A 26,049-nucleotide genomic window follows, 5' to 3' on the forward strand; every position below is an offset into this window, starting at 1 on the left:
ACCATGTCAAGCAAGAACCGCATCACGCCTGAAGAGGCGCTGGCTTACCATCTCGACCCGACGCCCGGGAAATACGAGATCACGGCGTCGAAGCCGATGACGACGCAGCGCGATCTGAGCCTTGCCTACAGCCCCGGCGTCGCGGTTCCGGTCGAGGCGATCGCCGACCGGCCCGAGACCGCCTATGACTACACGGTCAAGGGCAACATGGTTGCGGTGATCTCGAACGGCACGGCGATCCTTGGCATGGGCAACCTTGGCGCGCTCGCCTCGAAACCGGTGATGGAAGGCAAGGCGGTGCTGTTCAAGCGCTTTGCCGACGTCAACGCGATCGACATCGAGCTCGACACCGAGGACCCGGACGAGATCATCAAGGCGGTGAGCCTGATGGGCCCGACCTTCGGTGGCATCAACCTCGAGGACATCAAGGCGCCCGAGTGCTTCATCATCGAGCAGCGGCTGAAGGAGATCATGGACATCCCGGTGTTCCATGACGACCAGCACGGCACGGCGGTGATCTGCGCGGCCGGCCTGATCAACGCGCTCGAGCTGAGCGGCAAGAAGATCGAGGATTGCCGGATCGTGCTGAACGGCGCCGGCGCCGCCGGCATCGCCTGCCTCGAGCTGATCAAGGCCATGGGCGCGCAGCATGACAACTGCATCATGTGCGACACCAAGGGCGTGATCTGGCAGGGCCGCACCGAGGGCATGAACCAGTGGAAATCGGCCCATGCGGCGAAGACCGACGCGCGCACGCTGGAAGAGGCGATGGTGGGTGCGGATGTCTTCCTCGGCGTTTCGGCCAAGGGTGCGGTGACGCCCGAGATGGTGGCGAAGATGGCCGACAACCCGGTGATCTTCGCGATGGCGAACCCCGATCCGGAAATCACCCCGGAAGAGGCGCATGGCGTGCGCCCCGACGCGATCGTGGCGACGGGCCGGTCGGATTATCCGAACCAGGTGAACAACGTCCTCGGCTTCCCCTATCTCTTCCGCGGCGCGCTCGACATCCATGCCCGCGCGATCAATGACGAGATGAAGATCGCCTGTGCCAAGGCGCTGGCCGAGCTGGCCCGCGAGGACGTGCCCGACGAGGTGGCGATCGCCTATGGCCGCAAGCTGACCTTCGGGCGCGACTACATCATCCCGACGCCCTTCGACCCGCGGCTGATCCACGTGATCCCGCCGGCGGTCGCCCGGGCCGGGATGGACACCGGCGTCGCGCGCCGGCCGATCATCGACATGGACGCCTATGTGCTGGGCCTGAAGACGCGGATGGACCCGACGGCGTCGATCCTGCAGGGGATCCAGGCGCGGGCGCGGCAGGCGCAGGCGACGATGATCTTCGCAGAGGGCGACGATCCGCGCGTGCTGCGCGCCGCGGTGGCCTATCAGCGCAACGGCATGGGCCGGGCGATGGTCGTCGGCCGCGAGAGCGACGTGCGCGAAAAGCTGGAAACGGCGGGGCTGGGCGATGCCTATCGCGAGCTGACCGTGGTGAACTCGGTCAATTCGAAGCACATCGAGGCCTACAAGGACTTCCTCTATACCCGGTTGCAGCGTCAGGGCGTGGACCGCGAGGATGCGCACAAGCTGGCCACCCGCGACCGCCATGTCTTTGCCGCGCTGATGCTGGCGCATGGGCATGGCGACGGCATGGTCACCGGCGCCACCCGCAAGTCGGGCCATGTGATGGAGCTGATCAACAAGGTCTTCGACGCGCGCCCCTCGGATGGGGCGGTGGGGATCACCGCGCTTCTGCACAAGGGGCGCGTGGTGCTGATCGGCGACACGCTGGTGCACGAATGGCCCGACGAGCATGACCTCGCCGATATCGCCACCTCGGGGGCGCAGGTGGCGCGAGCGCTCGGGCTCGAGCCGCGGGTGGCCTTCTGCTCCTTCTCGACCTTCGGCTATCCGGTGTCGGAACGGGCGACGAAGATGCATATCGCGCCGCAGGTCCTGGACGAGCGCGGGGTCGATTTCGAATATGATGGCGAAATGACCGTCGATGTCGCGCTGAACATGGAGCAGATGAAGAACTATCCGTTCTGCCGTCTGACCGGGCCGGCGAACGTTCTGGTGGTGCCGGCGCGGCATTCGGCCTCGATCTCGGTCAAGCTGATGCAGGAGATGGCCGGGGCGACGGTCATCGGCCCGATCCTGACCGGCGTCTCGGCGCCGATCCAGATCTGTTCGACGGTGTCGACGGTGAACGACATCCTGAACATGGCCTCGATCGCCGCCTGCAAGCTCGGCCAGCGGCGCTGACCCCGGCCCCGGGGGCCTCGCGCCCCCGGACCCCCGCGAGGTATTTCGGGCAAGATGAAAGGCAGCCGCATGACCGTCTACACCTTGGGCTCGATCAATGCCGATCATCTCTACCGGCTGCCGCATCTGCCGGCGCCGGGCGAGACGCTGGCGGCGCTGTCCTATTCCGTCGGGCTTGGCGGCAAGGGCGCGAACCAGTCGGTGGCGCTGGCCCGCGCCGGGGCCACGGTGCGCCACATCGGCGCGGTCGGGGCCGACGGGCTGTGGATGGTGGCGCGGCTGACCGAGGCGGGCGTCGATTGCGCGGCGGTGTCCGAGGTCGAGGGGGCCTCGGGCCATGCGATCATCGCGGTCGACGCGGCGGGCGAGAATGCGATCCTGCTCCATCCCGGCGCGAACCGGCAGATCGATGCCGCGATGGTGCGTGCGGCGCTAGAATGCGCCCGTGCAGGCGATATGCTGATGCTGCAGAACGAGACCTCGGCCCAGGTCGAGGCGGCGCGGATCGGGCAGGAACAGGGTCTCTTCGTCGTCTATTCCGCCGCGCCCTTCGAGGCCGAGGCGGTCGAGGCGGTGCTGCCCTATCTGTCGCTTCTGATCATGAACGAGGTCGAGGCGGCGCAGCTGTGCTCGGCGCTGTCGCTGACCTTCGAGGCGCTGGCGGTGCCGCATGTGGTGGTCACCCGGGGGGCGCGCGGCGCCGAATGGCATGACCGCGCCGGCGCGGTGGTGCACCGCGCCCCGGCCTTTGCGGTGACGCCGGTCGACACCACCGCGGCGGGCGACACCTTTGCGGGCTATCTGGTCGCCGGGCTGGCCGAGGGGCTTGGCCCCGAGGCCGCGATGCGGTTCGCTTCGGCTGCGGCGGCGCTGAAGGTGACGCGGGCGGGAACGGCCGATGCCATCCCCGCCCGCGATGAGGTCACGCGCTTTCTGGCGGCTCAGCCGAGCGAATAGCCGGTGCCGCGCACGGTGCGCACCGGGTCCGCCCCGCCATTCGCCATCAGCGCCTTGCGCAGCCGCCCGACATGGACGTCGATGGTGCGGGTGTCGACGTAGATGTCGCGCCCCCAGACCCGGTCGAGCAGCTGGTCGCGGGTCCAGACCCGTCCGGGTTTCTCCATCAGCGTCGAGAGCAGCCGGAATTCGGTCGGGCCGAGTTTCAGCGGTGCGCCGTCACGGAAGACGCGGTGCTCGGCGGCGTCGAGGATGATGTCCTCGAACTGCAGCCGTTCGCCCATCGTCGCCGGGCGGGTGCGGCGCAGCTGGGTGCGCAGCCGCGCCATCAGCTCGACGACCGAATAGGGCTTCACCACATAGTCGTCGGCGCCGGTCTCGAGGCCGCGCACGCGGTCGGCCTCTTCCGACCGGGCAGAGAGCATGATGATCGGGATCGAACGGGTCTCGGGGCTGGCTTTCACGCGCCGGCAGATCTCGATTCCCGAGACATTGGGCAGCATCCAGTCGAGCACGATCAGGTCGGGTTTTTCCTCCCGGACCATCAGCAGCGCCTCGTCGCCATTCACTGCCATGGCGACGCGGAATCCCTCGGCCTCGAGGTTGTATTGCAGAACCTCACGCTGGGCCGATTCATCCTCGACCACCAGCACGCAGGGCTGTTGGGCGGGGCTCATGCGTCAGTCCTCCACCTTGTCCAGGCTCACGCTGTCCGACTTCGGCCGGTCCTCGTCGGGCATTTCGCCGGTGACGAGATAGATCACCTGCTCGGCGATGCCGGTGGCCAGGTCGCCCATCCGCTCGATGTTCTTCGCGATGAAATGCAGGTGCATGCAGGCGGTGATGTTGCGCGGATCTTCCAGCATGTAGGTCAGGAATTCGCGGAACAGCGCGTTGTACATCTGGTCCACCTCGATGTCGCGCGAGCGGACATCGGCGGCCAGTTTCTCGTCGCGCTGGATGTAGCTGTCGATGGCATCCTTCAGCATGCCCTCGACCGCCTGCGCCATGCGCCGGATCGCGCCGGCCGAGCCGCTGATCGTCGGCATCTGCGACAGCACCTGGGTGCGCTTGGCGATGTTCTTCGAATAGTCGCCGACGCGCTCGAGGCTGCCCGCGATCTTGATCACCGAGAGCGCGACGCGCAGGTCCGAGGCGGCGGGCGAACGCAGCGCGATCAGCCGTGCGGCCTCGCCGTTGATCTGCTCCTCGAGCTTGTCCACCGCCTTGTCGCGGCGGCGCACGGTCTCGGCAAGTTCGTCGTCGCGGGTTTCAAGGGCCTGGGCGGCGTCGAGAAGCTGGGCTTCGACGAGGCCGCCCATCTTCACGACCATCGCCTGAACCGCCTCGAGGTCGCGGTCGAAAGAGGAAACGATATGCTGGCTCATGTGTCTCTCCGTCAGCCGATCCGGCCGGTGATGTAGCTCTCGGTGCGGGGATCCTTCGGGTTGGTGAAGATCTGCCCGGTCTCGCCGTATTCGACGAGATTGCCGAGGTGGAAGAAGGCGGTGCGCTGGCTGACGCGCGCGGCCTGCTGCATCGAGTGGGTGACGATCACCACCGAGAAGTTCTCGCGCAGCTCGTCGATCAGTTCCTCGACCTGTGCCGTGGCGATCGGGTCGAGGGCCGAGCAGGGCTCGTCCATCAGCAGAACTTCGGGCGAGGTGGCGACGGCGCGGGCGATGCACAGGCGCTGTTGCTGGCCCCCCGAGAGGCCGGTGCCCGGCGCGTCGAGACGATCCTTGACCTCGTTCCACAGCGCCGCCTTGCGCAGCGAGCTTTCGACGACCGCGTCGAGTTCGGCCTTGTTCTTCACCAGGCCGTGGATCTTCGGCCCGTAGGCGACGTTGTCATAGATCGATTTCGGGAAGGGGTTCGGCTTCTGGAACACCATCCCCACCCGGGCGCGCAGCTGCACCGGGTCGACCTTCTTGTCATAGATATCCTCGCCGTCGAGCAGGATCTCGCCCTCGACCCGGCAGATGTCGATGGTGTCGTTCATCCGGTTCAGGCAGCGCAGGAAGGTCGACTTGCCGCAGCCCGACGGGCCGATGAAGGCGGTCACCGTCTTGTCGAGGATGTCGATGTGCACATCCTTGATCGCGTGCGAGGCGCCATAATAGACCTGCACGTCATGTGCGGCGATCTTGATGTCCTTGGTCTCCACGGCTCTCTCCGTCAGTCGCATGTCGTTCATGGTGGTCACTCCTCACCAGCGCCGCTCGAACTTGCGGCGCAGGACGACCGCGAGCGAGTTCATCACGAGAAGGAAGACGAGCAGCACGATGATCGCCCCCGAGGCGCGCTCGGTAAAGGCGGGATCGGCCCGCTGCGTCCAGCTGTAGATCTGCACCGGAATGGCCGAGGCAGGGTCGAAGAAGCCCTCGGGCGGGGCGGCGGGATAGTCGCGCACGAAGGCCACCATGCCGATCAGCAGAAGCGGCGCGGTCTCGCCGAGCGCCTGGGCCAGGCCGATGATCGCGCCGGTCAGGATGCCCGGCATGGCAAGCGGCAGCACGTGGTGGAAGATCGTCTGCGTCTTCGAGGCGCCGACGCCAAGGGCGGCGTCCTTGATCGAGGGCGGCACCGATTTCAGCGCGGCGCGGGCCGGGATGATGATCCGCGGCAGCGTCATCAGCGTCAGCACCAGACCGCCGACCACCGAGGAGGACTGCGGCAGCCCGCCGAAGTTGATGAAGGCGGCGAGGCCGAGGATGCCGAAGACGATCGAGGGCACGGCGGCGAGGTTGGCGATGTTCACCTCGATCAGGTCGGTGAAGCGGTTCTTCGGCGCGAATTCCTCGAGGTAGATCGAGGCGGCGACGCCGATCGGCAGCGACAGCACCAGCACGATCAGCATCATGTAGGCCGAGCCGAGGATCGCGACGCCGAGGCCCGCGGCCTCGGGGCGCAGTTCCGAGGCGTCGGGGCTGAAGATGAAGCCCGGGTTGAACTTCAGCGCCAGCAGGCCGGCATCGCGCATCGCCTGCGCCAGCTCGAGCTGCACCGGCGAGACGTTGCTGTCGAGCTTGGCGCTCTCCATCGTCACGCGGCCCTTGAAGAAGCCGTCGATGCGGCCGTTCGCCAGCGCGTCGAAGCTGACGGTGGTGCCGATCAGATCAGGATTGGCCAGCACCAGATTGCGCAGCTGCGCCGGCGCTTCCTTCGAGATCATGCCGCCGACGTCCTTCGGTTTCATCCCGGCGGGAAGCAGCGCCTTTTCGGTCAGCTCGGCGGTCAGCGCGTCCTGCAGCAGCTTGCCATAGGCGATGGTCGTCACCTTGGCGATCGCGGCGGGGTCGCGGGTGCCCTCCTTGTCGAGCACGGCGGCATCGAGCGGCACCTGCATCGTCAGCACGCTCTGGCGGAAGGCACCAAGGCCCGAGCCGAGCACCGAGCTGAGCAGCACGACGAGCGCGAGCAGGCCGAAGCCGACCGCGGCGACGCCATACAGGCGGAAGCGCTTCTCGGCGGCGTTGCGGCGCTTGGTGCGGGGATCGATGGCGTAAAGCGAGGGGCGGGCCTTCGCGGGCATGTTCGTGGCCTCGGCGGTCATTCGTATTGCTCCCGGTATTTGCGCACGATGACGAGCGCCAGGATGTTGAGCCCGAGCGTGAAGACGAACAGCGTCAGGCCGAGCGCGAAGGAGACGAGGGTCTCGGGGCTGGCGAATTCGGTGTCGCCGGTCAGCTGGCTGACGATCTTCACGGTAACGGTGGTCATCGCCTCGAACGGGTTGAGCGACATCTTCGCCGCGGCACCGGCGCCGAGGACCACGATCATCGTCTCGCCGATCGCGCGCGAGGCGGCCAGAAGGATCGCGCCGACGATGCCGGGAAGCGCGGCCGGCAGGATCACCTGCCGCACGGTCTCCGACTGCGTCGCGCCAAGGCCATAGGAGCCGTCACGCAGCGACTGCGGCACGGCGTTGATGATGTCGTCGGACAGCGACGAGACGAAGGGGATCAGCATGATGCCCATGACGAGGCCCGCGGTCATCACCGAGCTCGAGGAGGTGCCAAGGCCGAGCGGCTGGGCGAACCAGTCGCGCAGCACCGGGCCGACGGTGATCAGGGCGAAGAGGCCGTAGACGATGGTCGGGATGCCGGCGAGCACCTCGAGCAGCGGCTTCGTCATCGCGCGCACCTTCTTGCTGGCATATTCGGCCAAGAAGATCGCGGCGAAGATGCCCACCGGCACCGCGACGACAAGCGCGATCACCGAGATGTAGAGCGTGCCCCAGATCAGCGGCCAGATGCCAAGATCGGAGCCACCACCAAATTTCGGGTTCCAGGTGGTGCTCAGGAAGAACTTGCTGGCAGGATAGAGCCGGAAGAAGTGGATCGTCTCGAACACCAGCGACAGCACGATGCCGACGGTGGTCAGGATCGCGACGAGCGAGGCGGCGATCAGCAGCACGCGCACGAAGCCTTCGGAGACGTTGCGGGCGCGGAACTCGGGACGGATGCGCGAGAGCGCATAGCCAAAGCCCGCGAGCGCGAGCGCCAGCACCGCGACGGTCAGCGCCAGATGGCCGCTGTGCGACAGATCGCGATAGGCCTTGGCGGCCTCGAACACGCCGGGTTTCACATTGGTGCCGACGGCGACGCCCACCTCGGCCAGACGGCTGCGCACGTCGGCCAGATCGGCGCGCATCGCGGCGATGTCGGTTTCGCCCAGTTTGCCCCGGGCAAGGATCAGGTCGATGCCCTCGGCGACGCGACGCACGTCGGTCATCACCAGGCTGGCCGAGCTGCCATCGGGAATGTCGGCAGCCGAGATCATCGAGGTCACGCGGGTCTCGATCAGCAGCGGCTGCACCAGGAGCCACAGCAGCATCAGCAGAAGAGCGGGAACGGCAGTGAAAAGAAAGACGGTCTGGCCGTAATAGCCGGGAAGGGAATGCAGGCGCCGGATGTCACCCCCGGCCTTCGACAACGCAAGCTGCCGACCGATGAGAAAGCCGGCGGCGGCAAGGGCGATCACGATCAGGGAAAGAAGGCCGATGCTCATGGGAAATTCCAGCTGAGAAGGGAAAGGTGGCGCCCGAAGGCGCCACCGGAGTTCCTTGCGAGGATCAGTTCAGCGGACCCATCGCGACGTCGTTCTTCACCATCTCCTGGGTCTTGGCCAGTTCCGGATCGGGAACCAGGCCGTAGGCCGCCAGCGGGCCGTTCGGGCCGGCCATGTCGTCCGAGACGAAGAAGTCGATGTATTCCTGCAGGCCCGGGACCACGCCGATATGCGCCTTCTTCACGTAGAAGTAGAGCGGACGCGAGACCGGGTAGTCGCCCTTGGCGATGGTCTCGACCGACGGCATCACGCCGTCCATCGTGGCGACGCGCAGCTTGTCGGTGTTGTTCTGGTAGAACGACAGGCCGAAGACACCGATGGCGTTCTTGTTCGCGTCGATGCGCGACAGGGTCTCGGTGTAGTCGCCGTCGATGTCGACCGAGGTGCCGTCGGTGCGCAGCGTGTTGCACTGGGCGACAGCGGCCTTTTCCTTCGCCTTGTCGTCGCCTTCGGCGGCGGCGAGGAACAGGTCATAGGCGCCGGTGGCCTTGCAGCCGGCCTCGATCACCTTGGTGTCGAAGACTTCGCGGGTGCCGTGCTTGGTGCCCGGGATGAACATCAGGATGTCCTGCGCCGGGAAGTCGGCCTTGACGTCGGCCCAGGTCTTGGCGGTGTTGGCGACGACCTTGCCGTCCTTCGCCACGTTCGCACCGATCGCGCCGTAGATGTCGGCCGGGGTGAAGGCGAATTCCGCACCGTTGATGTCGCTGGCGAAGACGATGCCGTCATAGCCGAAGCGGACTTCCATGATCTCGTTGACGCCGTTCGCCTTGCAGGTGTCGATGTCCGACTGCTTGATGCGGCTCGACGAGTTGGCGATGTCGATGGTGTTTTCGCCCACGCCTTCGCACAGCTTCTTGCGGCCGGCGCCCGAACCACCCGATTCCACGACCGGGGTCGGGAAGCTGAAGTTCTCGCCGAAGGCTTCGGCAACGATGGTCGCGTAGGGCAGCACGGTCGAGGAACCGGCCGACTGGATCTGGTCACGGGCGAGGGCACCCGAGGCCGAGGCAGCCACGATGGCCACGGCCGAGACGGTGAGTTTCACGGACTTCATGGAACACTCCTGAGTTCACTTGCGGGGCCGGTCGCGGCCTCGGGCTTCTCCTAGGATCTGCCCGTGACGCTTATGCAAAACATATGTGACAGTTGCGTGACAAACCCTTTCGGGCAAGTCTCATCGTGTCAGGGAACGGGCGATCAGCGCCGCTGCCTCGGGGTGTTCGCCGATCGCAGGCAGAAGCGGGCCGGTGAAGCCCGCGGTGGCCAGAGCCTCGGGAATGTCCTCAGCGACATGGCCGGCACGCTGGGCGAAGAAGGGCAGGCACAGGCCGGAAAGGCTTTCGGCCGCGACATCGGCCAGAAAGGGGGCCTCCTCGATGAAGGCGGTCCGGATGCGCCAGAAGCGGGTGAGCGGGCGCAAGCGGCGCGCCATCGCCTGCGCCGTATCCTTCGAGCGCCGCGCCACCTGCGAGCCATGCGCCACCAGGATCAGATCGGCACTTTCAGGCTCGATGCCAGCACTTTTTGTCGCTTCCGTGACAGTTTTCGCAATCAGACCCGGCAGGTTCGGCTCGGTGCCGAAGGGCGGCAGGACCCGTGCCGTCACCCCGGCGAGTGCCAGCCGGCGCGGCAGCTCGCGCCGGGTGAACCAGCCCTCGGCCATGAAGAACGGATAGATCTCGGGTGCGTCGAACCCACTGAGCGCCGCCTCGAGCGCGCCCGGCAGCGCCAGCGTCGCGCCGCGGATCTGATGCTCCGGGCACAGCGCCTGCACCCGTGCGGCAATCGATTTCAGCCCGGCATCAAGCGGGGCCGGGTCGGAGGGCGAGCCATGGGAGACGAGGATGATCTGACGCATGGGAGGCAAGCTAGGGGCCGGCAGCGAAACGGCAACGGGCGGGGCGCCTGACCGGGGCTCGATTCGGCAAGATTGAGTAAAATTGAAACTGTTACGTCGTTGAGGCGAATCGCCCGCTGGCATACCCGGAAGGCAATCGGCTGACAGGGCCGGTGGTCCGGACCGGGCCGGCAGGAGCAGACCTCCGGCCCGGGTCTTTCGCGGGCACATGCGGGGTGAAGGAAGGGCCGGCAGCCCCGGCCTTCACTTCGCGGCCGCGCTCAGGGCTCGACGCCGCCAAGCGCGCAGAGAATCCGCCATTCCTCCTCGGTCACCGGCTGCACCGAGAGCCGCATCGAGGTGACGAGCGACATCTCGGTCAACCGCGGGTCGGCCTTCACCTCGGCCAGCGTCACCGGCCGGACGAAGGGCTTCACCGCGCGGATGTCGACGCAATCCCACCGCGGGTCCTCGGTGGTGCTGTCGTGATGCGCCTCGGCGCAGACCTCGGCGATGCCGACGATCTCCTTGCCGATGTTGGAATGGTAGAAGAAGCCGCGGTCACCGACCTTCATCTCCCGCATGTTGTTGCGGGCAAGGTAGTTGCGCACCCCGTCCCATTCCTCGCCGGCTGCGCCCTTCGCCACCAGCATCTCCCAGGAGAACTTGTTCGGCTCGGACTTGAACAGCCAGTATGCCATCAGCCGACGACCTTCTTCCATTCGGTGACCGAGACGCTGTCGAAGAGCCCCGCCTTCGCATAGGGGTCGTTCGCTGCCCAGTCCTGCGCCGCAGCCATGCTGTCGGCATTCAGGATCACCAGCGAGCCGACCATCTGGCCCTCTTCGAGGAAGGGGCCGGCGACGAAGACGATGCCGGTTTCCTCGATATAGGCGAGGTGAGCGGCGCGGTTGTCGAGGCGGGTCTGCAGGGCGCCGGGCTTGTCGCGGCAGATCACGGCATAGGGCATTTCATTCCTCCTTCAGGGGGCGGGACAGCAACGCCTGCGCGGCGTCGGAAACGGTGATGCGGTGCTCGCTCAGCGCCGCGACCATGGTCGCGATCGGCATCTCGACACCACGCTTTTGGGCCAGAACAGAGACGGCCTTGGCGGTGGCCACGCCCTCGACCGTGGTGGTCGGGTCGAACTCCTCGCCGGCGCCAAGCGCCTGACCGAAGCGGAAGTTGCGCGACTGTGCCGAGGTGCAGGTGAGCACAAGATCGCCAAAGCCCGAGAGGCCCGCCAGCGTCTCGGCCCGCGCGCCAAGGCGCAGCGCCAGCCGGCTCATCTCGGCAAAGCCGCGGGTCATCAGCGCGGCGCGGGCGGAATCGCCAAGCCCCGCGCCGATCACCACGCCGGCGGCAATGGCGATCACGTTCTTCAGCGCCCCGCCGAGTTCCGCGCCGAGCGGGTCGGTGCTGCGGTAAAGCCGCAGCGTCGGGGTCGACAGCCGGGCCTGCAGCGCCTCGCAGTCCTCGGCGCAGGCAAGGGTGAGGGCCGTGGGCAGGCCGCGGGCGATGTCGGCGGCAAAGCTCGGCCCGGTCAGGATCGCGGCCGTCGCATCGGGGCAGGTGGCGGCGATCAGCTCGGTCGGGCCCCGGCCCGTCGTCAGGTCGATCCCCTTCGAGCAGGCGACGAGGGTCTTGCCGGCAAGGCGCGCGGCATGGGCCGTCAGAAAGCCGCCCATCTGCTGCATCGGCATCGCCAGAAGCAGCACCGGCGCCTGCGTCGCCACCTCGATTTCCGCCGTCACAGAGACGTTTTCGGGCAGAACGGTCATCGGCAGGCGGCGGTCATTGCGCCGGCTGGCCTGCATCTCGGCGACGTGGGCAGCGTCGCGGGCCCAGAGCGTGACGGGCCCGTTCTGCGCCAGCGTCACCGCCAGCGCCGTGCCGAAAGCCCCTGCGCCCAGCACCGCAACCGTCATGCCTTCGCCCCCTTCTTGCCCGAGCCGAGCATCGCCGGCGCGGAACGGTCAAGCGGCCAGCGCGGCCGGGCCGACAGGTCCATCCCGTCCTGCGCGCCGGCCTCGAACCGCGCGATCCCGGCATAGGCGATCATCGCCGCATTGTCGGTGCAGAGTTTCAGCGGCGGCGCAGCGAAGGTCGCGCCGAATTCGGCCGCCACCTGCTCGAGCCGCGCGCGGATGGTCGCATTCGCCGCCACGCCGCCCGCCACGGCAAAGGCCGGGTGTTCGGGGGCATGCGCCAGATACTCGCGCAGAGCGCGGCGCGATTTTTCCGCCAGAACGTCGGTCACCGCCGCCTGGAACCCGGCGCACAGGTCACGCCGTGCCTGCTGGCGCAGACCGCCGTGTTCGGCCACCTCGGCGTCGCGGGCGCGCAGAAGGGCGGTCTTCAGCCCGGAAAACGACATGTCGCAGCCCGGCCGGTCCAGCAGCGGGCGCGGGAAGTGGACGGCCTTCGGATCGCCGCTCATCGCCTCGGCCTCGACCGCCGGCCCGCCCGGCTGTGGCAGGCCCAGAAGCTTCGCCGTCTTGTCGAAGGCTTCCCCCGGGGCGTCGTCGATCGTGCCGCCAAGGCGGGTGAAGTTTTCGGGCCCGTGCGCGATCAGGAACTGGCAATGCCCGCCCGAGACGAGCAGCAGCAGATAGGGGAAGGCGAGCCCCTCGGTCAGCTGCGGCGTCAGCGCATGGCCCGCAAGGTGGTTCACGCCAACGAGCGGCAGACCCGCCCCCGCGGCGATACCCTTCGCGCACATCACCCCCGACATCACGCCGCCAATGAGCCCGGGCCCGGCGGTCACCGCCACCCCGTCGAGATCGGCAAGCGTCACGCCGGCCTCGGCCAGCGCCTCCTCGACACAAAGGTCGAGCTTCTCGGCATGGGCGCGGGCGGCGATCTCGGGCACGACGCCGCCATAGGGGGCGTGCAGCGCGGTTTGCCCGGCGACGACCGAGGCCAGGATGCGCGGCCCGGTCGCCTCCATCCGCACCACGGCGGCGGCGGTGTCGTCGCAGCTCGACTCAAGTCCGAGGAAGGTGAGGGTGCGGGTCATGGCGCCTCGGTTGCACGGTGCTTTCTTCGCAGGTAACACCGGGGCACAGACCCTGCAATCCCGGGACGTGCCGTGACCGAGGCCAATTCCCCCCGTCCGCCGCTGCTGCTGACCCGCCCTCGCGCGGGATCGGAGCGGTTCGCTGCGCAGTTCCGCGCCCGTTTCGGGGCGGACTGGCCGGTGCTGATCTCACCCTTGACCGAGACCCGCCCGACCGGGGCCGAGCTGCCCGCGGCCGAGGCGCTGATCTTCACCTCGGAACAGGCGGTGGCGCCGGTCGTGGCGGTCGGCCCCGCGGCGGGACGGCGTGCCTATTGCGTCGGCGCGCGCACGGCCGAGGTGGCGCGGGCGGCAGGCTTCGACGTGGTCGAGGGGCCGGGCGAGGCGCGGGGCCTTGCCGCGCTGATCGCGGCGCAGCACCGCGGCGGTCGCCTGCTGCATGCGCGCGGCCGCGAGGTGGTGGCGCCGCTGGCCGACTGGCTGAATTCCGCCGGAACAGAGACGATCGAGGCGGTGGTCTACGCGCAGGAGGCGCTGCCCCTGTCCACGGCCGCGCGCGATCTTCTGGCCCGGGCGCCGGTGGTTCTGGCCCCGGTGTTCTCGCCGCGCAGCGGGCGCCTTCTGGCACAGGCGGTTTCGGGGGCACGGGCGGCGCTGTGGCTGGCGCCGATCTCTGCCGCGGCGGCCGAGGGCTGTGCCGGGATCGCCGCGCGGATCGAGGTTGCGCCGACCCCGGATGCCGCGGGCGTGCTGAGCGCGCTTGCGCGGCTTCTTGGCGCGGAGGCACCCGGGACGGACAAGGCGGGTTGAGCCATGTCGACCGGGCCACTAGACTGCCGCTGACAAACGTTGGTTGCGCATCGTCGCGCCGGGACTGGAGGAGCTGCCGTGGCACATACCGAACACGAGAAATCCGAAGCGGCCGAGGTCAGCGCGGCACAGGACACCCCCGAGACGAAAGCGCCGATCGACGAGGCCGAGGTCGTCGAGCCCACGGTGGCCGCACCGGCCTCCGCCCCCGCGGTGGAGACGAAAGCCGACCCCGCTGCACCCCGCCGGGGCGGCTTCGTGCCGCTGTTCCTGGGGGGCGTGATCGCGGCGGCGCTGGGGGCCGGCGCGACGGTCTGGGCGCTTCCGAACCTGCCGCCGCAGCTTGCCGCGATGATCCCGATGGGGACCGACCGCACCGCCGCGCTCGAGACCGAGATCGCCGCCTCGAACGCTAAGATCGACAGCCTGACGGCCGAGCTGAAGACGCTGAAATCCGCCGCGCCGACGCCGCCGGACCTGTCGGGCGTGCAGGCCGCGCTGGACGAGGCGGGCTCGGCCACGCGCGCGGTGCAGGAGACGCTGGCCGCACTCGAGGCGCGGGTGACGGCGCTGGAAAACCGTCCGGCGGCCCCGGTTGCGGGCGGTGCCGCGCCGGTCGATCTGAGCGGGATCCAGGCGCAGATCGACACGCTGCGCGCCGAGATGGCGACCGGGGGGCCGGCCGAAGCGGCCGCGCGCGCGCAGATCGCGGCGGCGGTGGCCGAGGCGCAGGCGCAGATCGGCGCGGTGCGTGACGAGGCCGGTAAGCTGAGCGCCGGGGCCGAGGCTGCGGCGCAGCGTGCGGTGGCGCAGGCCGCCGTCGCCCGTGTTGCCGCCGCCTTCGAAAGCGGTGCGCCAATGGCGCCGGCGCTTGCCGATGCGCAGGCCGCGGGCCTGACCGTTCCGGCCGTTCTGTCGGGCGATGTGCCGACGCTTTCGGCGCTGCAGACCGCCTTCCCCGAGGCGGCGCGGGCGGGGCTTGCCGCCTCGCGCAAGGCCGCGCCGGGGCAGACGCTGGGCGCGCGGTTCAAATCCTTCTTCATGGCGCAGACCGGGGCGCGGTCGCTGGAACCGAAGATGGGCGAGGATGCCGATGCGGTGCTGTCGCGGGCGCAGGCGGCGGTGGATGCCGGCGATCTGGTCACCGCGATGACCGAGATTTCGGCGCTGCCGCAGGCGGGGCAGGCGGTGATGACCGGCTGGCTGACGCAGGCGCAAAAGCGGCTCGATGCCGCCCGGGCGGTGAGTGATCTCGCGCAGTCGGTGAAGTGAGGAGGGGGCGATGATCAGATCCTTTGTGAAAGTCGCGCTCTTCCTCGTTCTGGTGGCGGCCGTCGCCCTTGGCGCTGCGCATCTCTCCGACAGCGGCGAGGGCGTGCGGGTGATCGTGCTGGGCACCGAATACAGCTTTGGCCCGCTGCAGGCGGCGATCGGGCTTGTCGTGGTGCTGGCGGTCCTGTGGCTGGTGATGAAGCTGGTGGGCCTTCTGATCGCCTTCCTGCGCTTCCTGAACGGCGACGAGACCGCGGTCAGCCGCTATTTCGACCGCAACCGCGAGCGCAAGGGCTATCGCGCGCTGGCCGAGGGCATGCTGGCCGTCGCCTCGGGCGAGGGGCGTCTGGCGCTGGCCAAGGCGACGAAGGCGCAGCGGCTGTTGCAGCGGCCCGAACTGACGAATCTTCTGGCGGCGCAGGCGGCCGAGGTTGCGGGCGACCGGGTGAAGGCCACCCGCGCCTACAAGAAGCTGCTCGAGGATGACCGCACCCGCTTCGTCGGCATTCGCGGGCTGATGCGGCAGAAGCTGGCCGAGGGCGACACCGAGACGGCGCTGAAGCTCGCGCAGAAGGCCTATGCGCTGAAGCCTGCGCATGAAGAGGTGCAGGATACGCTGCTGAAGCTGCAGGCGGAAAAGGGCGACTGGAAGGGCGCGCGCGAGGTGCTGAGCACGAAACGCGCGCAGGGCCAGCTGCCGAAGGATGTGCATCGTCGCCGCGATGCGGTGATGGCGCTGCAGGAGGCGAAGGGCGTGCTCGAGGAAGGCGCGACCGTCGAGGCGCGCGAGGCGGCGATTGCGGCGAACAAGGAATCGCCCGATCTGATCCCCGCCGCGGTGATGGCCGCGCGCGCCTATATCGAGGCCGGCAGCCCGAAGAACGCGGCGCGGGTGCTGCAAAAGGCCTGGGAGGCGCAGCCGCATCCCGACCTTGCCGCGGCCTATGCCGAGATCGCCCCCGACGAGGCCCCGGCCGACCGGCTGCGGCGGTTCGAGAAGCTGCTGTCCCTGCGCCCCGATCACGAGGAAACGCGGCTTCTGCGCGCCGAGCTGCTGATCGCGGCCGAGGATTTCCCGGCGGCGCGGCGCGCGCTGGGCGATCTGGTCGAAACCCATCCGACGGCGCGCGTGCTGACCATCATGGCGGCGGTCGAGCGCGGCGAGGGCGCCGAGGATGCGGTCGTGCGTGGCTGGCTGACCCGGGCGCTGACCGCGCCGCGCGGGCCGCAATGGTGCTGCGACAAATGTCAGAACATCCAGGCCGAATGGACGCCGATCTGCGACAATTGCGGCGGGTTCGACACGCTGAGCTGGCGCGAGCCGGTGCAGGCTGAGATGCCGCTGCCGCATGGGGCCGAGATGCTGCCGGTGATCGTCGGCAAGCCGCAGCCGCGGCCGGGCGACATCCCCGAGGCCGATCTGGCCGACCCGGCACAGGGTTCTGACGCGAAAGACGAAAATTAGGGCTACACATCGGCGCGCGGGCATGCTAGTTGCGCGCCACCCACCGTGCCGGTGTAGCTCAGCTGGTAGAGCACGTCATTCGTAATGATGGGGTCGGGGGTTCGAGTCCCTTCACCGGCACCACCATCCTTCCCGGGATGGTGGTTTTTTCTTTCCCGCAGACAGGGTTCCCGATTGCCCCTCGGCCGGCGCTTTCGCCTTGAGCCGATCGGTCGATTGGTCGAAGCTGCCGGGATGACCGATGTTTCCTCCCCCTCCGAGACCGCCGCGACGGGCACCGCGCTTGCCCTGATCGAGGCGGCGGTGCGCCTCTTTGGCACCAAGGGCTTTGCCGCCACCACGACGCGCGAGATCGCCGCCGCCGCGGGCACCAATGTCGCCTCGATCGCCTATCATTTCGGCGGCAAGGAGGGGCTGCGGCGGGCCTGCGCGCAGGAATTCGCGCGGCGCATGGGGGCGATGCTGGCGGCCCTGCCGCAGCCCGACCCGTCGAGCCCGGCCGAGGCCGCCGCGGCACTGCGCGCGATGATCCGCCAGATCGCGCCGCAGGTGGTGGCGAACGAGGCCTGGCGGCCGATGATCGCCTTCATGCTGCGCGAGGTGGCCGAGGACGGCGCCGGCGCCCCGGCGATTTACGAGGGGATGATCGCGCCGCAGCACCGCCGCCTGTGCCGGCTCTGGGGGCTCGCCACCGGGCAGGCCCCGGAAAGCGACGCGGTGCGGCTCACGGTCTTCACCCTGATGGGGCAGATGCTCTATTTCCGTCTCGGCGGGCCGATGGTGGCGCGCCGGATGGGCTGGGCCGAGATCGGCCCGGCCGAGGTCGAACAGATCGTGGCGCGGCTGCTGGCCAATGTCGATGCGCTGATGGCGGCTGCGGCCCGGGACGTGCCGTCACCGGCATCGTGATGTGCATCTGCAGAATTTCATCGTAAGATCAAAGCGAATCGAATTATTTCCTGCGGTCGGTTGCTGCCTTTGCGCGGTCGGACGCTGGTTCGGCAGAAGGGAACCGACGATGGCGGGCATTTCCCCTTTCTCGCGAAACCTCCCTGCGACGCGGGGGCAGCGATGAGCGATGCGGTGGTGACGGCGGTGCGCGGCCCGGTGCTTGACCTGCGGGTCGGGGGCGCGCTGCCCGCGATCAATGACATCTTCGAGATCCCCGGCCCCGCCGGCACGGTGGTGGCCGAGGTGCAGGCGCATCTCGACGCCCGGCATGTGCGCGCGATCGCGCTGCAATCGACGCAGGGCGTGGCGCGTGGCAGCGTCGCGCGCATCCCCGGCGGGCCGCTTTCCGTGCCGGTGGGCGAGGCGGTTCTGGGCCGGTTGCTGAACGTGCTGGGCGCGACCGGCGACAATGGCCCGGCGCTGCCCGCGGACGCGCCGCGCGCCCCCATTCACCGCGCCGCGCCGCCGCTTGCCGCACAAAGCGCGCAGACCAAGGTGTTCTCGACCGGGATCAAGGTGCTCGACCTGCTGGCGCCGCTCGCGCAGGGCGGCAAGTCGGCGATGTTCGGCGGGGCGGGGGTGGGCAAGACCGTGCTGGTGATGGAGCTCATCCGCGCCATGGTCTCGGGCTATGACGGGATCTCGGTCTTCGCCGGCGTCGGCGAGCGCTCGCGCGAGGGGCACGAGATGCTGAACGAGATGCGCGATTCCGGCGTGCTCGATCAGACCGTGCTGGTCTATGGCCAGATGAACGAGCCGCCGGGCGCGCGCTGGCGGGTGCCGCTGACCGCGCTGTCGATCGCCGAGCATTTCCGCGATGTCGAGGCGAAGAACGTCCTGCTGCTGATGGACAATGTCTTCCGCTTCGTTCAGGCGGGCTCGGAAGTGTCGGGGCTTCTGGGCCGGATGCCCTCGCGCGTGGGCTATCAGCCGACGCTCGAGACCGAGGTGGCCGATCTGCAGGAACGCATCGCCTCGGTCGGTCGGGCCTCGGTCACCGCGATCGAGGCGGTCTATGTGCCCGCCGACGATTTCACCGACCCGGCCGTGGCCGCGATCTCGGCCCATGTCGACAGCACCGTGGTGCTGTCGCGCGCGCTCGCCTCGGAAGGGATCTATCCGGCGATCGACCCGATCTCGACCACCTCGGTGCTGCTCGATCCGGGGGTGGTGGGGGTCGAACACGCCAGCGTCGCCGGCCGGCTGCGCGAGGTGATCGAGCACTATCAGGAACTGCGCGACGTCATCGCGCTTCTGGGCGTCGAGGAGCTGGGCCGCGAGGAGCGGCTCTTGGTCGGCCGGGCGCGGCGGCTGCAACGCTTCCTGACCCAGCCGTTCTTCGTCGCCTCCGCCTATACCGGGATGGAGGGGCGCTCGGTGCCGATCGCCGAGACGGTGAAGGGCTGCAAGGCGATCCTCGACGGCGCCTGCGACGACTGGGACGAGGGCTCGCTTTACATGATCGGCACGCTCGACGAGGCGCGTTCGCGCGAGGAGGCGCGCCGTGCCAGGGGGAAGGCGGCATGAGCGGGCTGCACCTCACCGTGACCACGCCGCTTGCGGTGGTGCTGGACGAGGGCGCGGTCGCCTCGATCCGGGCCGAGGACGAGAGCGGGGGGTTCGGTCTGATGCCCGGGCACGCCGATCTGCTGACCGTGCTGCGCCCCTCGGTGCTGCACTGGCGGCGGGCGGATGGCACCTGGCATCACGTCGCGCTGCGTGGCGGGGTGATGCGGGTCGCGGGCGATGCCGTGCGCGTCGCCTGCCGCGAGGCGGTGGCGGGTGATGATCTTGACCGGCTCGAGGCGCTGGTGGTCGAACAGGCCGCCGCCCAGGCCGATGCCGCCCGGCGCGCGCGTGGCGAACAGCTGCGCCTGCATACCGCAGCGATCCGCAACCTGATGCGCAAGCTCGGCCCCGGTGGCGGGCCCGAGCCCGAGTTCGACGAGATCGGGGAGGCGTTTCGATGATCGACGATGCAGACCCGAAACTGCGCCGCGCCGTCAACGAGGCGCGTGGCCGGGTCGAGGCCGGCCAGAAGGATCCAGAACCGCCGCTGGCCCGCCGTTTCGGCCAGATCGGCGTGCTGGGCTGGGTGATCGTCGGGCCGACGCTGGCGGGGCTGGGGCTCGGCCATTGGATCGACGGGGCCCTGAACTCCGGCATCACGGTGAGTGCGGCGCTGACCATGCTGGGCGCCGGGCTTGGTCTCTATCTCGCCTTCAGATGGATGCATCAGCAATGAGCCAGAGCGCACAGATCCTTCTTTCGCTTGCGGCGCTGGGGCTGGGCACCGGCGCGGGCTGGCTGCATTTTCGCACGCTGCGCGCGGTGTCCGACCGGCTTCTGTCGGGCGATCTGACCGCCGTCGCGCTGCAGGTCGGCCGCTTTGCGGTGCTCGGCCTCTTCCTCTTCCTGTGCGCCAAGGCGGGCGCGGCGCCGCTTGTCACTGGCGCGGCGGGGGTGCTGATCGGGCGGCGCATCGCGCTGAAACGGATGGAGGCCGCGGCATGATCCAGTCACCGCTGTCCGGCGATATCCTGTTCTCGATCGGCCCGCTTGGCGTCGACAAGGCGGTGGTCACCACCTGGGTGCTGATCGGCGCGCTCGGCTTCGGCTCCTGGGCGGTGACGCGGCGGCTGACCCTGCGCCCGGGCAAGGTCCAGGCGGTGGTCGAGCTGGTGGTCACCACGCTTGATGCGCAGATCCGCGCCACCATCGCGGGCGAGCCCGCGCGCTTCCGCCCGCTGATCGGCACGCTTCTGCTCTACATCCTGACCGCGAACTGGTCCTCGCTGATCCCCGGGGTCGAGCCGCCGACGGCGCGGCTGGAAACCGACGCCGCGCTCGCCGTGATCGTCTTCGTCGCGACCATCGCTTACGGCATCCGCGCGCAGGGCCTTGGCGGCTATCTGGCCAGTTTTGCGCGGCCAAGCTGGGTGATGGTCCCGCTCAATCTGGTCGAGCAGGTGACCCGCAACTTCTCGCTGATGGTGCGCCTCTTCGGCAATGTGATGAGTGGCGTCTTCGTCATCGGCATCGTGCTGACGCTCGCCGGTCTTCTGGTGCCGATCCCGCTGATGGCGCTCGATCTGCTGACCGGCGCCGTGCAGGCCTACATCTTCGCCATCCTCGCCCTCGTCTTCATCGGCTCTGCCGTCGAGGGCGAAGGCAGCAGGAATCCTCCCCCGAAACAGGAGAAAGACGCATGAACTGGGTCGAAATCGTCAGTATTCTCGGCGCGGCGCTTGCCGTGTCCTTCGGCGCGATCGGGCCGGCACTGGGCGAGGGGCGCGCCGTCGCTGCCGCGATGGAGGCGATCGCGCGTCAGCCCGAGGCGGCGGGCACGATCTCGCGCACGCTCTTCGTCGGCCTCGCGATGATCGAGACGATGGCGATCTATTGCCTCGTCATCGCGCTGCTTCTGCTCTTCGCCAACCCCTTCGTTCACTGACATGAGCTTCGACTGGGTCACATTCGGCTTCCAGCTGGTGAACGTTCTGGTTCTGCTGGCGATCTTGCAGCATTTCCTGTTCCGCCCGGTGGCCGAGATCATCGCCAAGCGTCAGGCGGAAACGCAGGAGGCGCTGCGCCGTGCCGAGGCGGCCGAGCAGGATGCCGAGGCGGCCGAGCGCGCCGCCGAAGAGGCCCGCCATCAGACCGAGGCCGCGCGCCATGACGTGCTGACCGCGGCCCAGGACGAGGCCGAGACGCAGCGCAAGGCGATCCTCGACGCGGCGCGGGCCGAGGCGGCGTCGCTGGTGCAAAAGGCCACGGCGCAGGCGCAGGCGACGGTCTCCGGCGCGGCGGCCGAGACGCTGACCCGCGCGCGTGATCTGGCCGAGGTGATCGCGCGGCGCGCGCTGTCCGCGCAGCCTGACGGCGCGGGCTATGCCACGCGGCTGGCGCAGGCGCTGACGGCTCTGCCCGATGACCAGCGCGCGGCGATCCTGTCGGGGGCGAACCTGCGGCTCGCGGCCCCGGCACCACTGAGCGCCGCCGATCAGGCCGCGGCACTGGCGGCACTCGGCCTTGAAAACATCGGTTTCGAGCAGGATCAGAGCCTGATTGCCGGGCTCGAGCTGCGCTCGGACACCGGCCTTGTGCACAACTCGCTGGCGCATGATCTCGACCGGATCGCGCAGGCCCTGACGGCGGAGGCGGCGGCATGAGCGACGCCCCCCTCGACGGGCTGAAGGCGAAGGTGGCCACGGCCGCGCTTGGTCCCGAGGCCGAGGAGATCGGCACCGTCACCCATCTCGCCGACGGTCTGGCCGATATCTCGGGCCTGCCCGACGCGCAATTCGGCGAGATCCTGGTCTTCGACACCGGCGCACGCGGCTTCGTGCAGATGCTCGACACCGACAGCGTCAAGGCGGCCTTCCTCGACCCGATGACCGGGGTCGAGGCGGGATCGGTGGTGCGCCGCACCGGACAGCTTCTGTCGGTGCCGGTGGGCAAGGGGCTGCTCGGCCGGGTCGTCGATCCGCTCGGCCGGCCGCTCGACGGGCTCGGACCGATCGTGGCCGAGGCGATGATGGAGACCGAACGCCCCGCCCCCGAGATCATCGAGCGCGATTTCGTCGCCGAGCCGGTCGAGACCGGGATCCTGGTCGTCGACGCGCTCTTCGCCGTGGGGCGCGGCCAGCGCGAACTCATCATCGGCGAGCGGCAGACCGGCAAGACCTCGATCGCCATCGACGCCATCGTGAACCAGAAACGTTCCGACATCATCTCGGTCTATGTCGCGATCGGGCAGCGCAGCACCGCGGTGCGCCGGGTGATCGAGGCGGTGCGCGAGAAGGGCGCCTTCGAGCGCACGATCTTCGTCGTCGCCCCCGCCACGGCCGAGCCCGGGCTGCGCTGGCTTGCACCCTTTGCAGCGACGACGATGGCGGAATGGGTGCGCGACAGCGGCGGGCATGCGCTGATCGTCTATGACGACCTGACGAAACACGCCGCCGTGCACCGCGAGCTGGCGCTGCTGTCGCGCCAGCCGCCGGGGCGCGAGGCCTATCCGGGTGACATCTTCTACCTGCATTCGCGGCTCCTCGAACGGTCGGCGAAGCTGTCGAAGGAGAAGGGATCGGGCTCGCTCACCGCGCTGCCGATCGCCGAGATCGAGGCCGGGAACCTGTCCGCCTATATCCCGACCAACCTGATCTCGATCGCCGACGGGCAGATCGTCACCTCGGCGGCGCTGTTTGCCGGCAACCAGCGGCCGGCGGTCGATATCGGCCTGTCGGTCAGCCGGGTCGGGGGCAAGGCGCAATGGGGGGCGCTGAAGGCCGTTTCGGGCCGGGTTCGGCTCGATTACGCGCAATATCTGGAAATGAAGATGTTCTCGCGCTTTGGCGGGTTTGGCGATGCGGCGATGAAGGCGCGGCTGGCGCGGGGCGAGCGGATCGGCGCGCTGCTGACCCAGCCCCGGTTCGAGCCGCTGTCGACGCCCGCGCAGGTGGCGTTGCTCGCCGCGCTGGACGCGGGGGGGCTCGACACGATCGAGCCCGGCCAGATCGCCGCGGTGAAACAGGCGCTCGAGCCGCTGATCGCAGCCGAGCCGAAGTTGGCCGCCTTCCGCGAGAGCCCGGCGAAGCTGAGCGACGAGTTGCGCGCGGTGCTGGTCGCCTGCGTGAAATCGGCGGTCGGGCGGATCACCGGGGGGGCGACGTGAGCCGGCCCGAGGAGATCCGCGACCGGCTGGCGAATGTTCACCAGATCGGCTCGATCATCTCCACGCTGCGCGCGATTGCCGCCGCGCATCAGGCCGAGGCGAAGGCGCATCTGCAGGCGATCCGCGCGCAGGAGGCGGCCGTGGCCGAGGCGCTGTCGGTGGCGCTGGCACTTGGCGGGCCGAATGGCGCCGGCGCTCCGGCGCCGGGCATCACGATTGTCATCGGCGCAGCGCAGGGGTTTTCGGGCACCTATGGCGAGCGCATGGCCGAAGCCGCGCAGGCCGCCGTGCGGGCGGGCGACCGGCTGATGGTGGTGGGCAGCCGCACCCTTGGGGCGCTCGCCGATCAGGGGCTTGCGCCGGACTGGAGCGCCGAGATGGCGCCGCATGCGCCCGAGGTGCCGCCGCTGGCGATCCGCATGGCCGACGCGCTGTTCGAGCGGCTGGCAGAGGCGCCCGAGGCCTCGGTGCGGATGATCCACGCCGACCCCGACGACATCGCCGCCGGGCCGCGGAGCCGCAGCCTGTTTCCCTTCGACACCAGCCGCTTTCCGCCCGACGCCCGGCCCGCGCCGATGCTGAACCTGCCGGCACAGAGCCTGATTGCGTCGCTGATCGAGGAATATGTCTTCACCGAGATCTGCGAGGGGCTGATGCTGGGCTTTGCCGCCGAGAATGCCGCCCGGGCCGAGGCGATGGGGCGCGCGCAGACCGCGGTGAAGCGCATCGCGGGCGACCTGCGGCAGGAGTTCCAGCGGTCGCGGCAAGAGCAGATGACGACCGAGATCGTCGAGCTGGCCACCGCGGCCGAGGCGGTGGGCCAGGCCTGACATGGAAAGGGCCGCCCCGGGGCGGCCCTTTCGGCGTCGTTTCCCGTCCGGTCAGACCGGCGGCTGACCGCGCAGCGCGCGCGCCAGCATGGCGACGACGAAGAGGATCAGGAAGATCACGAACAGGATCTGCGCGATCCCGGCGGAGGCGCCGGCGATGCCGCCGAAACCGAGCGCCGCGGCAATCAGCGCGATGATCAGGAAGGTCAGTGCCCAGCCAAGCATGGTGTCTCTCCTTGTGAATGGGGGATGCGGGCTGTCCCTGCATCTCATGCCATTCCAACGTCCGGCGCCCGATGGGGTTCCGGTTTGGCGCGCGCGGAAATTTTTCGTCCCGGCGGGAACCCGAACGGCAAAGCCTGCGTTTCCCCCGCGGATTGCAGGCGAGGACATCGGCGATGGGCGGCAACATCATGCATCTGAACGGGGTCTGGGGGCTGGTGATCCTGGCGCTCGATCTCTGGGCGCTGGTCTCGATCGTCACCTCCGGCCGCAGCACCGGGTCCAAGGTTCTCTGGGCGCTTCTGGTGATCCTGCTGCCGGTTCTGGGCTTTCTCGTCTGGCTCGTGGCGGGGCCGCGCGCCTCGTCTCGAAACGGTTGATCCGCCGCGTTTTCCCTTCCCTCACCTGGCCCCGCCTCTTCGGATGCGGGGCCTTTTTCTGTGCGCTCAGCCGGGCAGACGGTTGCAGGTCAGCAGCACGCGGGCGCCGCTGACGCCGCTGCGGGCATTCTCCTGCGCCAGTTCACGCCAGGCCGAAACCGCCCGCACAGGGTCGAAAAAGCCTTCGCCCGCCACCTCGGGCAGCCAGTGCCGCATCAGCGCGCTGCGCAGCGCGCCGATGTCGTCGCCACGGCGCAGATAGAGCCCGGCATGGGTTTCGGCGCGCAGCGCGCGGCGGCTCAGATCGGCCGAGCCGGCGATCGCCGCCTCCTCGTCAAACAGGGTGACATTGGCGCAGCCCCCGGGCGCAAGGCCCAGAAACAGCCGGGCGCCGAAGGCCCGCGTCACGAGTGAGAGCGCCTGTCGCTGGCGCAGCCGGTCGAACCAGTTGCGGTCCGCGGGTTCGGTCGCGGGCAGGATCAGGATCAGGCCCAGCTGTGGTGCCGCCGCCGCGCGCTGCGCGAAATGGCGGGCCAGGCCGAGGCAGTCGAAGTTCTGGGTCTCGACATAGACCAGCCGCTGCGCCCGGCGCAGCAGCATGTGATGCGCGGTCTCGAATTCGGTCGCGAGCTGGCGCGGCACGAAAAGCCCCGCAAGCCCGGGCCGCGGGCAGGAGAGCGTGCGCAGCAGCCGTTGCGCAGGCGGCGGCGGGCGCGTGCCCGCGGTGAAGGCCGCGAAGCCGTCGAGATGGCGGCGGGCCTCGGCCACCACCGGGCCCTCGGCCTGCAGGAACAGGCTGCGCCCGGTGGTGGCCGTGCCCGCAGGGGTGCCCGACAGGAACAGCCGCCGGTCGTCGATCAGCGCGAGGGATTGCCGATGGCCGCGCGGGAACAGCGCGAAGGGCAGCAGGGGCGACCGGCGCGCCGCGGGATGTGCGACGCGCGTCACCGTCAGCCGGCCGGCCATGCCGCTTGCCTCGGCCGCCTGCGCGATCGCGGCCAGGGCGTCGGCGTCTGCTGCGCCCTCGGTCGCGTCGAGCGCGATCGACACGGTGACGCCCCGGCGCAGCAGGTGATGCAGCAGATCCGCCCAGGAGGGGCCGAAGCGCCGCGCCCGGGCCGAGATCAGCGGCCGGGTCGGATCGAAGCGCTGAAAGCTTGCGTCGAGGCTGTGGCGGGCATCCAGCACCGCGGCCTCGAAGGCGATGCGCGCCTTCGAGCCGTCAAGCTCCCAACCGATCCGCCCGCGGGCGTTGATGCCTGCCTGTCTGAGCCGTTCCATGGTC

29 protein-coding genes and 1 tRNA gene are annotated in these 26,049 nt (G+C 69.2%); 17 read left to right on the forward strand and 13 right to left on the reverse strand.

Going from position 1 to position 26,049, the window contains the following annotated elements; translation table 11 throughout:
• Nucleotides 1-3 precede the first annotated feature (3 nt).
• Both AC0QTQ_RS00875 and AC0QTQ_RS00880 read left to right on the forward strand, forming a co-directional pair.
• A complete protein-coding gene (locus AC0QTQ_RS00875; RefSeq protein WP_121530922.1) occupies nt 4-2,271 on the forward strand; it encodes an NADP-dependent malic enzyme in 2,268 nt (755 codons plus the stop codon).
• A 69-nt stretch (nt 2,272-2,340) separates the two neighbouring features.
• Nucleotides 2,341-3,228 carry a ribokinase gene (locus AC0QTQ_RS00880; protein ID WP_480257867.1) on the forward strand — a complete coding sequence of 296 codons (888 nt, stop codon included), beginning with the start codon at nt 2,341-2,343 and terminating at the stop codon, nt 3,226-3,228.
• On the opposite strand, the gene phoB is transcribed toward AC0QTQ_RS00880, so the two are convergent.
• The 11 genes from phoB to tsaD form a co-directional block, all read right to left on the reverse strand.
• Nucleotides 3,213-3,905 (reverse strand): phosphate regulon transcriptional regulator PhoB, encoded by a 693-nt coding sequence (gene phoB, locus AC0QTQ_RS00885; RefSeq protein ID WP_128149712.1) that lies wholly within the window; start codon nt 3,903-3,905, stop codon nt 3,213-3,215. The two genes, AC0QTQ_RS00880 and phoB, sit on opposite strands and share 16 nt — an antisense overlap.
• A gap of 3 nt (nt 3,906-3,908) precedes the next feature.
• Nucleotides 3,909-4,616 (reverse strand): phosphate signaling complex protein PhoU, encoded by a 708-nt coding sequence (gene phoU, locus AC0QTQ_RS00890; protein ID WP_121530917.1) that lies wholly within the window; start codon nt 4,614-4,616, stop codon nt 3,909-3,911.
• An 11-nt stretch (nt 4,617-4,627) separates the two neighbouring features.
• A complete protein-coding gene (pstB, locus tag AC0QTQ_RS00895) occupies nt 4,628-5,425 on the reverse strand; it encodes a phosphate ABC transporter ATP-binding protein PstB (protein ID WP_121530916.1) in 798 nt (265 codons plus the stop codon).
• Nucleotides 5,426-5,437: 12 nt separating this feature from the next.
• Entirely contained in the window at nt 5,438-6,784 is a 1,347-nt protein-coding gene (gene pstA / locus AC0QTQ_RS00900; RefSeq protein WP_128149708.1) for a phosphate ABC transporter permease PstA, read from the reverse strand.
• On the reverse strand, nt 6,781-8,241 hold the full coding sequence (pstC, locus tag AC0QTQ_RS00905) for a phosphate ABC transporter permease subunit PstC (protein WP_480257868.1): 1,461 nt from the start codon (nt 8,239-8,241) through the stop codon (nt 6,781-6,783). The genes pstA and pstC overlap by 4 nt, the downstream gene beginning before the upstream one ends.
• Nucleotides 8,242-8,305: 64 nt before the next feature.
• Nucleotides 8,306-9,358 carry a substrate-binding domain-containing protein gene (locus tag AC0QTQ_RS00910; protein ID WP_480257869.1) on the reverse strand — a complete coding sequence of 351 codons (1,053 nt, stop codon included), beginning with the start codon at nt 9,356-9,358 and terminating at the stop codon, nt 8,306-8,308.
• A 120-nt stretch (nt 9,359-9,478) separates the two neighbouring features.
• A complete protein-coding gene (locus AC0QTQ_RS00915; RefSeq protein WP_480257870.1) occupies nt 9,479-10,162 on the reverse strand; it encodes a CbiX/SirB N-terminal domain-containing protein in 684 nt (227 codons plus the stop codon).
• 260 nt (nt 10,163-10,422) lie between these two features.
• Entirely contained in the window at nt 10,423-10,842 is a 420-nt protein-coding gene (locus AC0QTQ_RS00920; RefSeq protein ID WP_480257871.1) for an EVE domain-containing protein, read from the reverse strand.
• Entirely contained in the window at nt 10,842-11,111 is a 270-nt protein-coding gene (locus AC0QTQ_RS00925) for a YciI family protein (RefSeq protein ID WP_480257872.1), read from the reverse strand. The genes AC0QTQ_RS00920 and AC0QTQ_RS00925 overlap by 1 nt, the downstream gene beginning before the upstream one ends.
• A gap of 1 nt (nt 11,112) precedes the next feature.
• Complete coding sequence (locus AC0QTQ_RS00930) at nt 11,113-12,069, reverse strand: NAD(P)H-dependent glycerol-3-phosphate dehydrogenase (protein WP_480257873.1); 957 nt, start codon at nt 12,067-12,069, stop codon at nt 11,113-11,115.
• Nucleotides 12,066-13,160, reverse strand: a complete 1,095-nt coding sequence (gene tsaD, locus AC0QTQ_RS00935; protein ID WP_480257874.1) for a tRNA (adenosine(37)-N6)-threonylcarbamoyltransferase complex transferase subunit TsaD — start codon at nt 13,158-13,160, stop codon at nt 12,066-12,068. Before tsaD ends, AC0QTQ_RS00930 begins: the two co-directional genes overlap by 4 nt.
• Nucleotides 13,161-13,232: 72 nt before the next feature.
• On the opposite strand from tsaD, the gene AC0QTQ_RS00940 reads away from it, so the two are divergent.
• The 14 genes from AC0QTQ_RS00940 (at nt 13,233) to AC0QTQ_RS01005 (ending at nt 24,162) form a co-directional block, all read left to right on the forward strand.
• Nucleotides 13,233-13,970 (forward strand): uroporphyrinogen-III synthase, encoded by a 738-nt coding sequence (locus AC0QTQ_RS00940; RefSeq protein ID WP_480257875.1) that lies wholly within the window; start codon nt 13,233-13,235, stop codon nt 13,968-13,970.
• A gap of 78 nt (nt 13,971-14,048) precedes the next feature.
• A complete protein-coding gene (locus AC0QTQ_RS00945; protein ID WP_480257876.1) occupies nt 14,049-15,242 on the forward strand; it encodes a COG4223 family protein in 1,194 nt (397 codons plus the stop codon).
• A gap of 10 nt (nt 15,243-15,252) precedes the next feature.
• On the forward strand, nt 15,253-16,707 hold the full coding sequence (locus tag AC0QTQ_RS00950; RefSeq protein ID WP_480257877.1) for a heme biosynthesis HemY N-terminal domain-containing protein: 1,455 nt from the start codon (nt 15,253-15,255) through the stop codon (nt 16,705-16,707).
• A gap of 47 nt (nt 16,708-16,754) precedes the next feature.
• A tRNA-Thr gene (locus tag AC0QTQ_RS00955) sits at nt 16,755-16,830 on the forward strand.
• A gap of 111 nt (nt 16,831-16,941) precedes the next feature.
• Nucleotides 16,942-17,616 carry a CerR family C-terminal domain-containing protein gene (locus tag AC0QTQ_RS00960; RefSeq protein ID WP_480257878.1) on the forward strand — a complete coding sequence of 225 codons (675 nt, stop codon included), beginning with the start codon at nt 16,942-16,944 and terminating at the stop codon, nt 17,614-17,616.
• Between the two features lie 162 nt (nt 17,617-17,778).
• A complete protein-coding gene (gene atpD, locus AC0QTQ_RS00965; RefSeq protein ID WP_480257879.1) occupies nt 17,779-19,185 on the forward strand; it encodes a F0F1 ATP synthase subunit beta in 1,407 nt (468 codons plus the stop codon).
• Nucleotides 19,182-19,628: a F0F1 ATP synthase subunit epsilon gene (locus tag AC0QTQ_RS00970; RefSeq protein ID WP_480257880.1), complete on the forward strand. Its 447-nt coding sequence runs from the start codon at nt 19,182-19,184 to the stop codon at nt 19,626-19,628. Before atpD ends, AC0QTQ_RS00970 begins: the two co-directional genes overlap by 4 nt.
• Complete coding sequence (locus AC0QTQ_RS00975) at nt 19,625-19,903, forward strand: AtpZ/AtpI family protein (RefSeq protein ID WP_480257881.1); 279 nt, start codon at nt 19,625-19,627, stop codon at nt 19,901-19,903. The genes AC0QTQ_RS00970 and AC0QTQ_RS00975 overlap by 4 nt, the downstream gene beginning before the upstream one ends.
• Complete coding sequence (locus AC0QTQ_RS00980) at nt 19,900-20,172, forward strand: N-ATPase subunit AtpR (protein ID WP_480257882.1); 273 nt, start codon at nt 19,900-19,902, stop codon at nt 20,170-20,172. The genes AC0QTQ_RS00975 and AC0QTQ_RS00980 overlap by 4 nt, the downstream gene beginning before the upstream one ends.
• Nucleotides 20,169-20,870, forward strand: a complete 702-nt coding sequence (locus tag AC0QTQ_RS00985; RefSeq protein ID WP_480257883.1) for a F0F1 ATP synthase subunit A — start codon at nt 20,169-20,171, stop codon at nt 20,868-20,870. Before AC0QTQ_RS00980 ends, AC0QTQ_RS00985 begins: the two co-directional genes overlap by 4 nt.
• Nucleotides 20,867-21,112, forward strand: a complete 246-nt coding sequence (locus AC0QTQ_RS00990; protein ID WP_113898359.1) for a F0F1 ATP synthase subunit C — start codon at nt 20,867-20,869, stop codon at nt 21,110-21,112. The genes AC0QTQ_RS00985 and AC0QTQ_RS00990 overlap by 4 nt, the downstream gene beginning before the upstream one ends.
• 1 nt (nt 21,113) lies before the next feature.
• The gene (locus tag AC0QTQ_RS00995; protein WP_480257884.1) at nt 21,114-21,830 is read left to right on the forward strand and encodes an ATP synthase F0 subunit B; all 717 of its coding nucleotides are present in this window, start codon (nt 21,114-21,116) and stop codon (nt 21,828-21,830) included.
• A complete protein-coding gene (locus AC0QTQ_RS01000) occupies nt 21,827-23,332 on the forward strand; it encodes a F0F1 ATP synthase subunit alpha (RefSeq protein WP_480257885.1) in 1,506 nt (501 codons plus the stop codon). The genes AC0QTQ_RS00995 and AC0QTQ_RS01000 overlap by 4 nt, the downstream gene beginning before the upstream one ends.
• Nucleotides 23,329-24,162 carry a F0F1 ATP synthase subunit gamma gene (locus tag AC0QTQ_RS01005; RefSeq protein ID WP_480257886.1) on the forward strand — a complete coding sequence of 278 codons (834 nt, stop codon included), beginning with the start codon at nt 23,329-23,331 and terminating at the stop codon, nt 24,160-24,162. Before AC0QTQ_RS01000 ends, AC0QTQ_RS01005 begins: the two co-directional genes overlap by 4 nt.
• A gap of 51 nt (nt 24,163-24,213) precedes the next feature.
• Here the strand turns inward: AC0QTQ_RS01005 and AC0QTQ_RS01010 are convergent, their stop codons facing one another.
• The gene (locus AC0QTQ_RS01010) at nt 24,214-24,387 is read right to left on the reverse strand and encodes a DUF1328 domain-containing protein (RefSeq protein ID WP_121530877.1); all 174 of its coding nucleotides are present in this window, start codon (nt 24,385-24,387) and stop codon (nt 24,214-24,216) included.
• 173 nt (nt 24,388-24,560) lie between these two features.
• Between AC0QTQ_RS01010 and AC0QTQ_RS01015 the strand changes: the two genes are divergently transcribed.
• Nucleotides 24,561-24,764, forward strand: a complete 204-nt coding sequence (locus tag AC0QTQ_RS01015) for a PLD nuclease N-terminal domain-containing protein (RefSeq protein ID WP_480257887.1) — start codon at nt 24,561-24,563, stop codon at nt 24,762-24,764.
• Between the two features lie 66 nt (nt 24,765-24,830).
• Here AC0QTQ_RS01015 and AC0QTQ_RS01020 read toward each other — a convergent pair whose 3' ends face one another.
• Nucleotides 24,831-26,045, reverse strand: a complete 1,215-nt coding sequence (locus AC0QTQ_RS01020) for a hypothetical protein (RefSeq protein WP_480257888.1) — start codon at nt 26,043-26,045, stop codon at nt 24,831-24,833.
• Between the last annotated feature and the right edge of the window lie 4 nt (nt 26,046-26,049).

The sequence above is a fragment of the Paenirhodobacter sp. YD-8 genome (assembly GCF_056590935.1).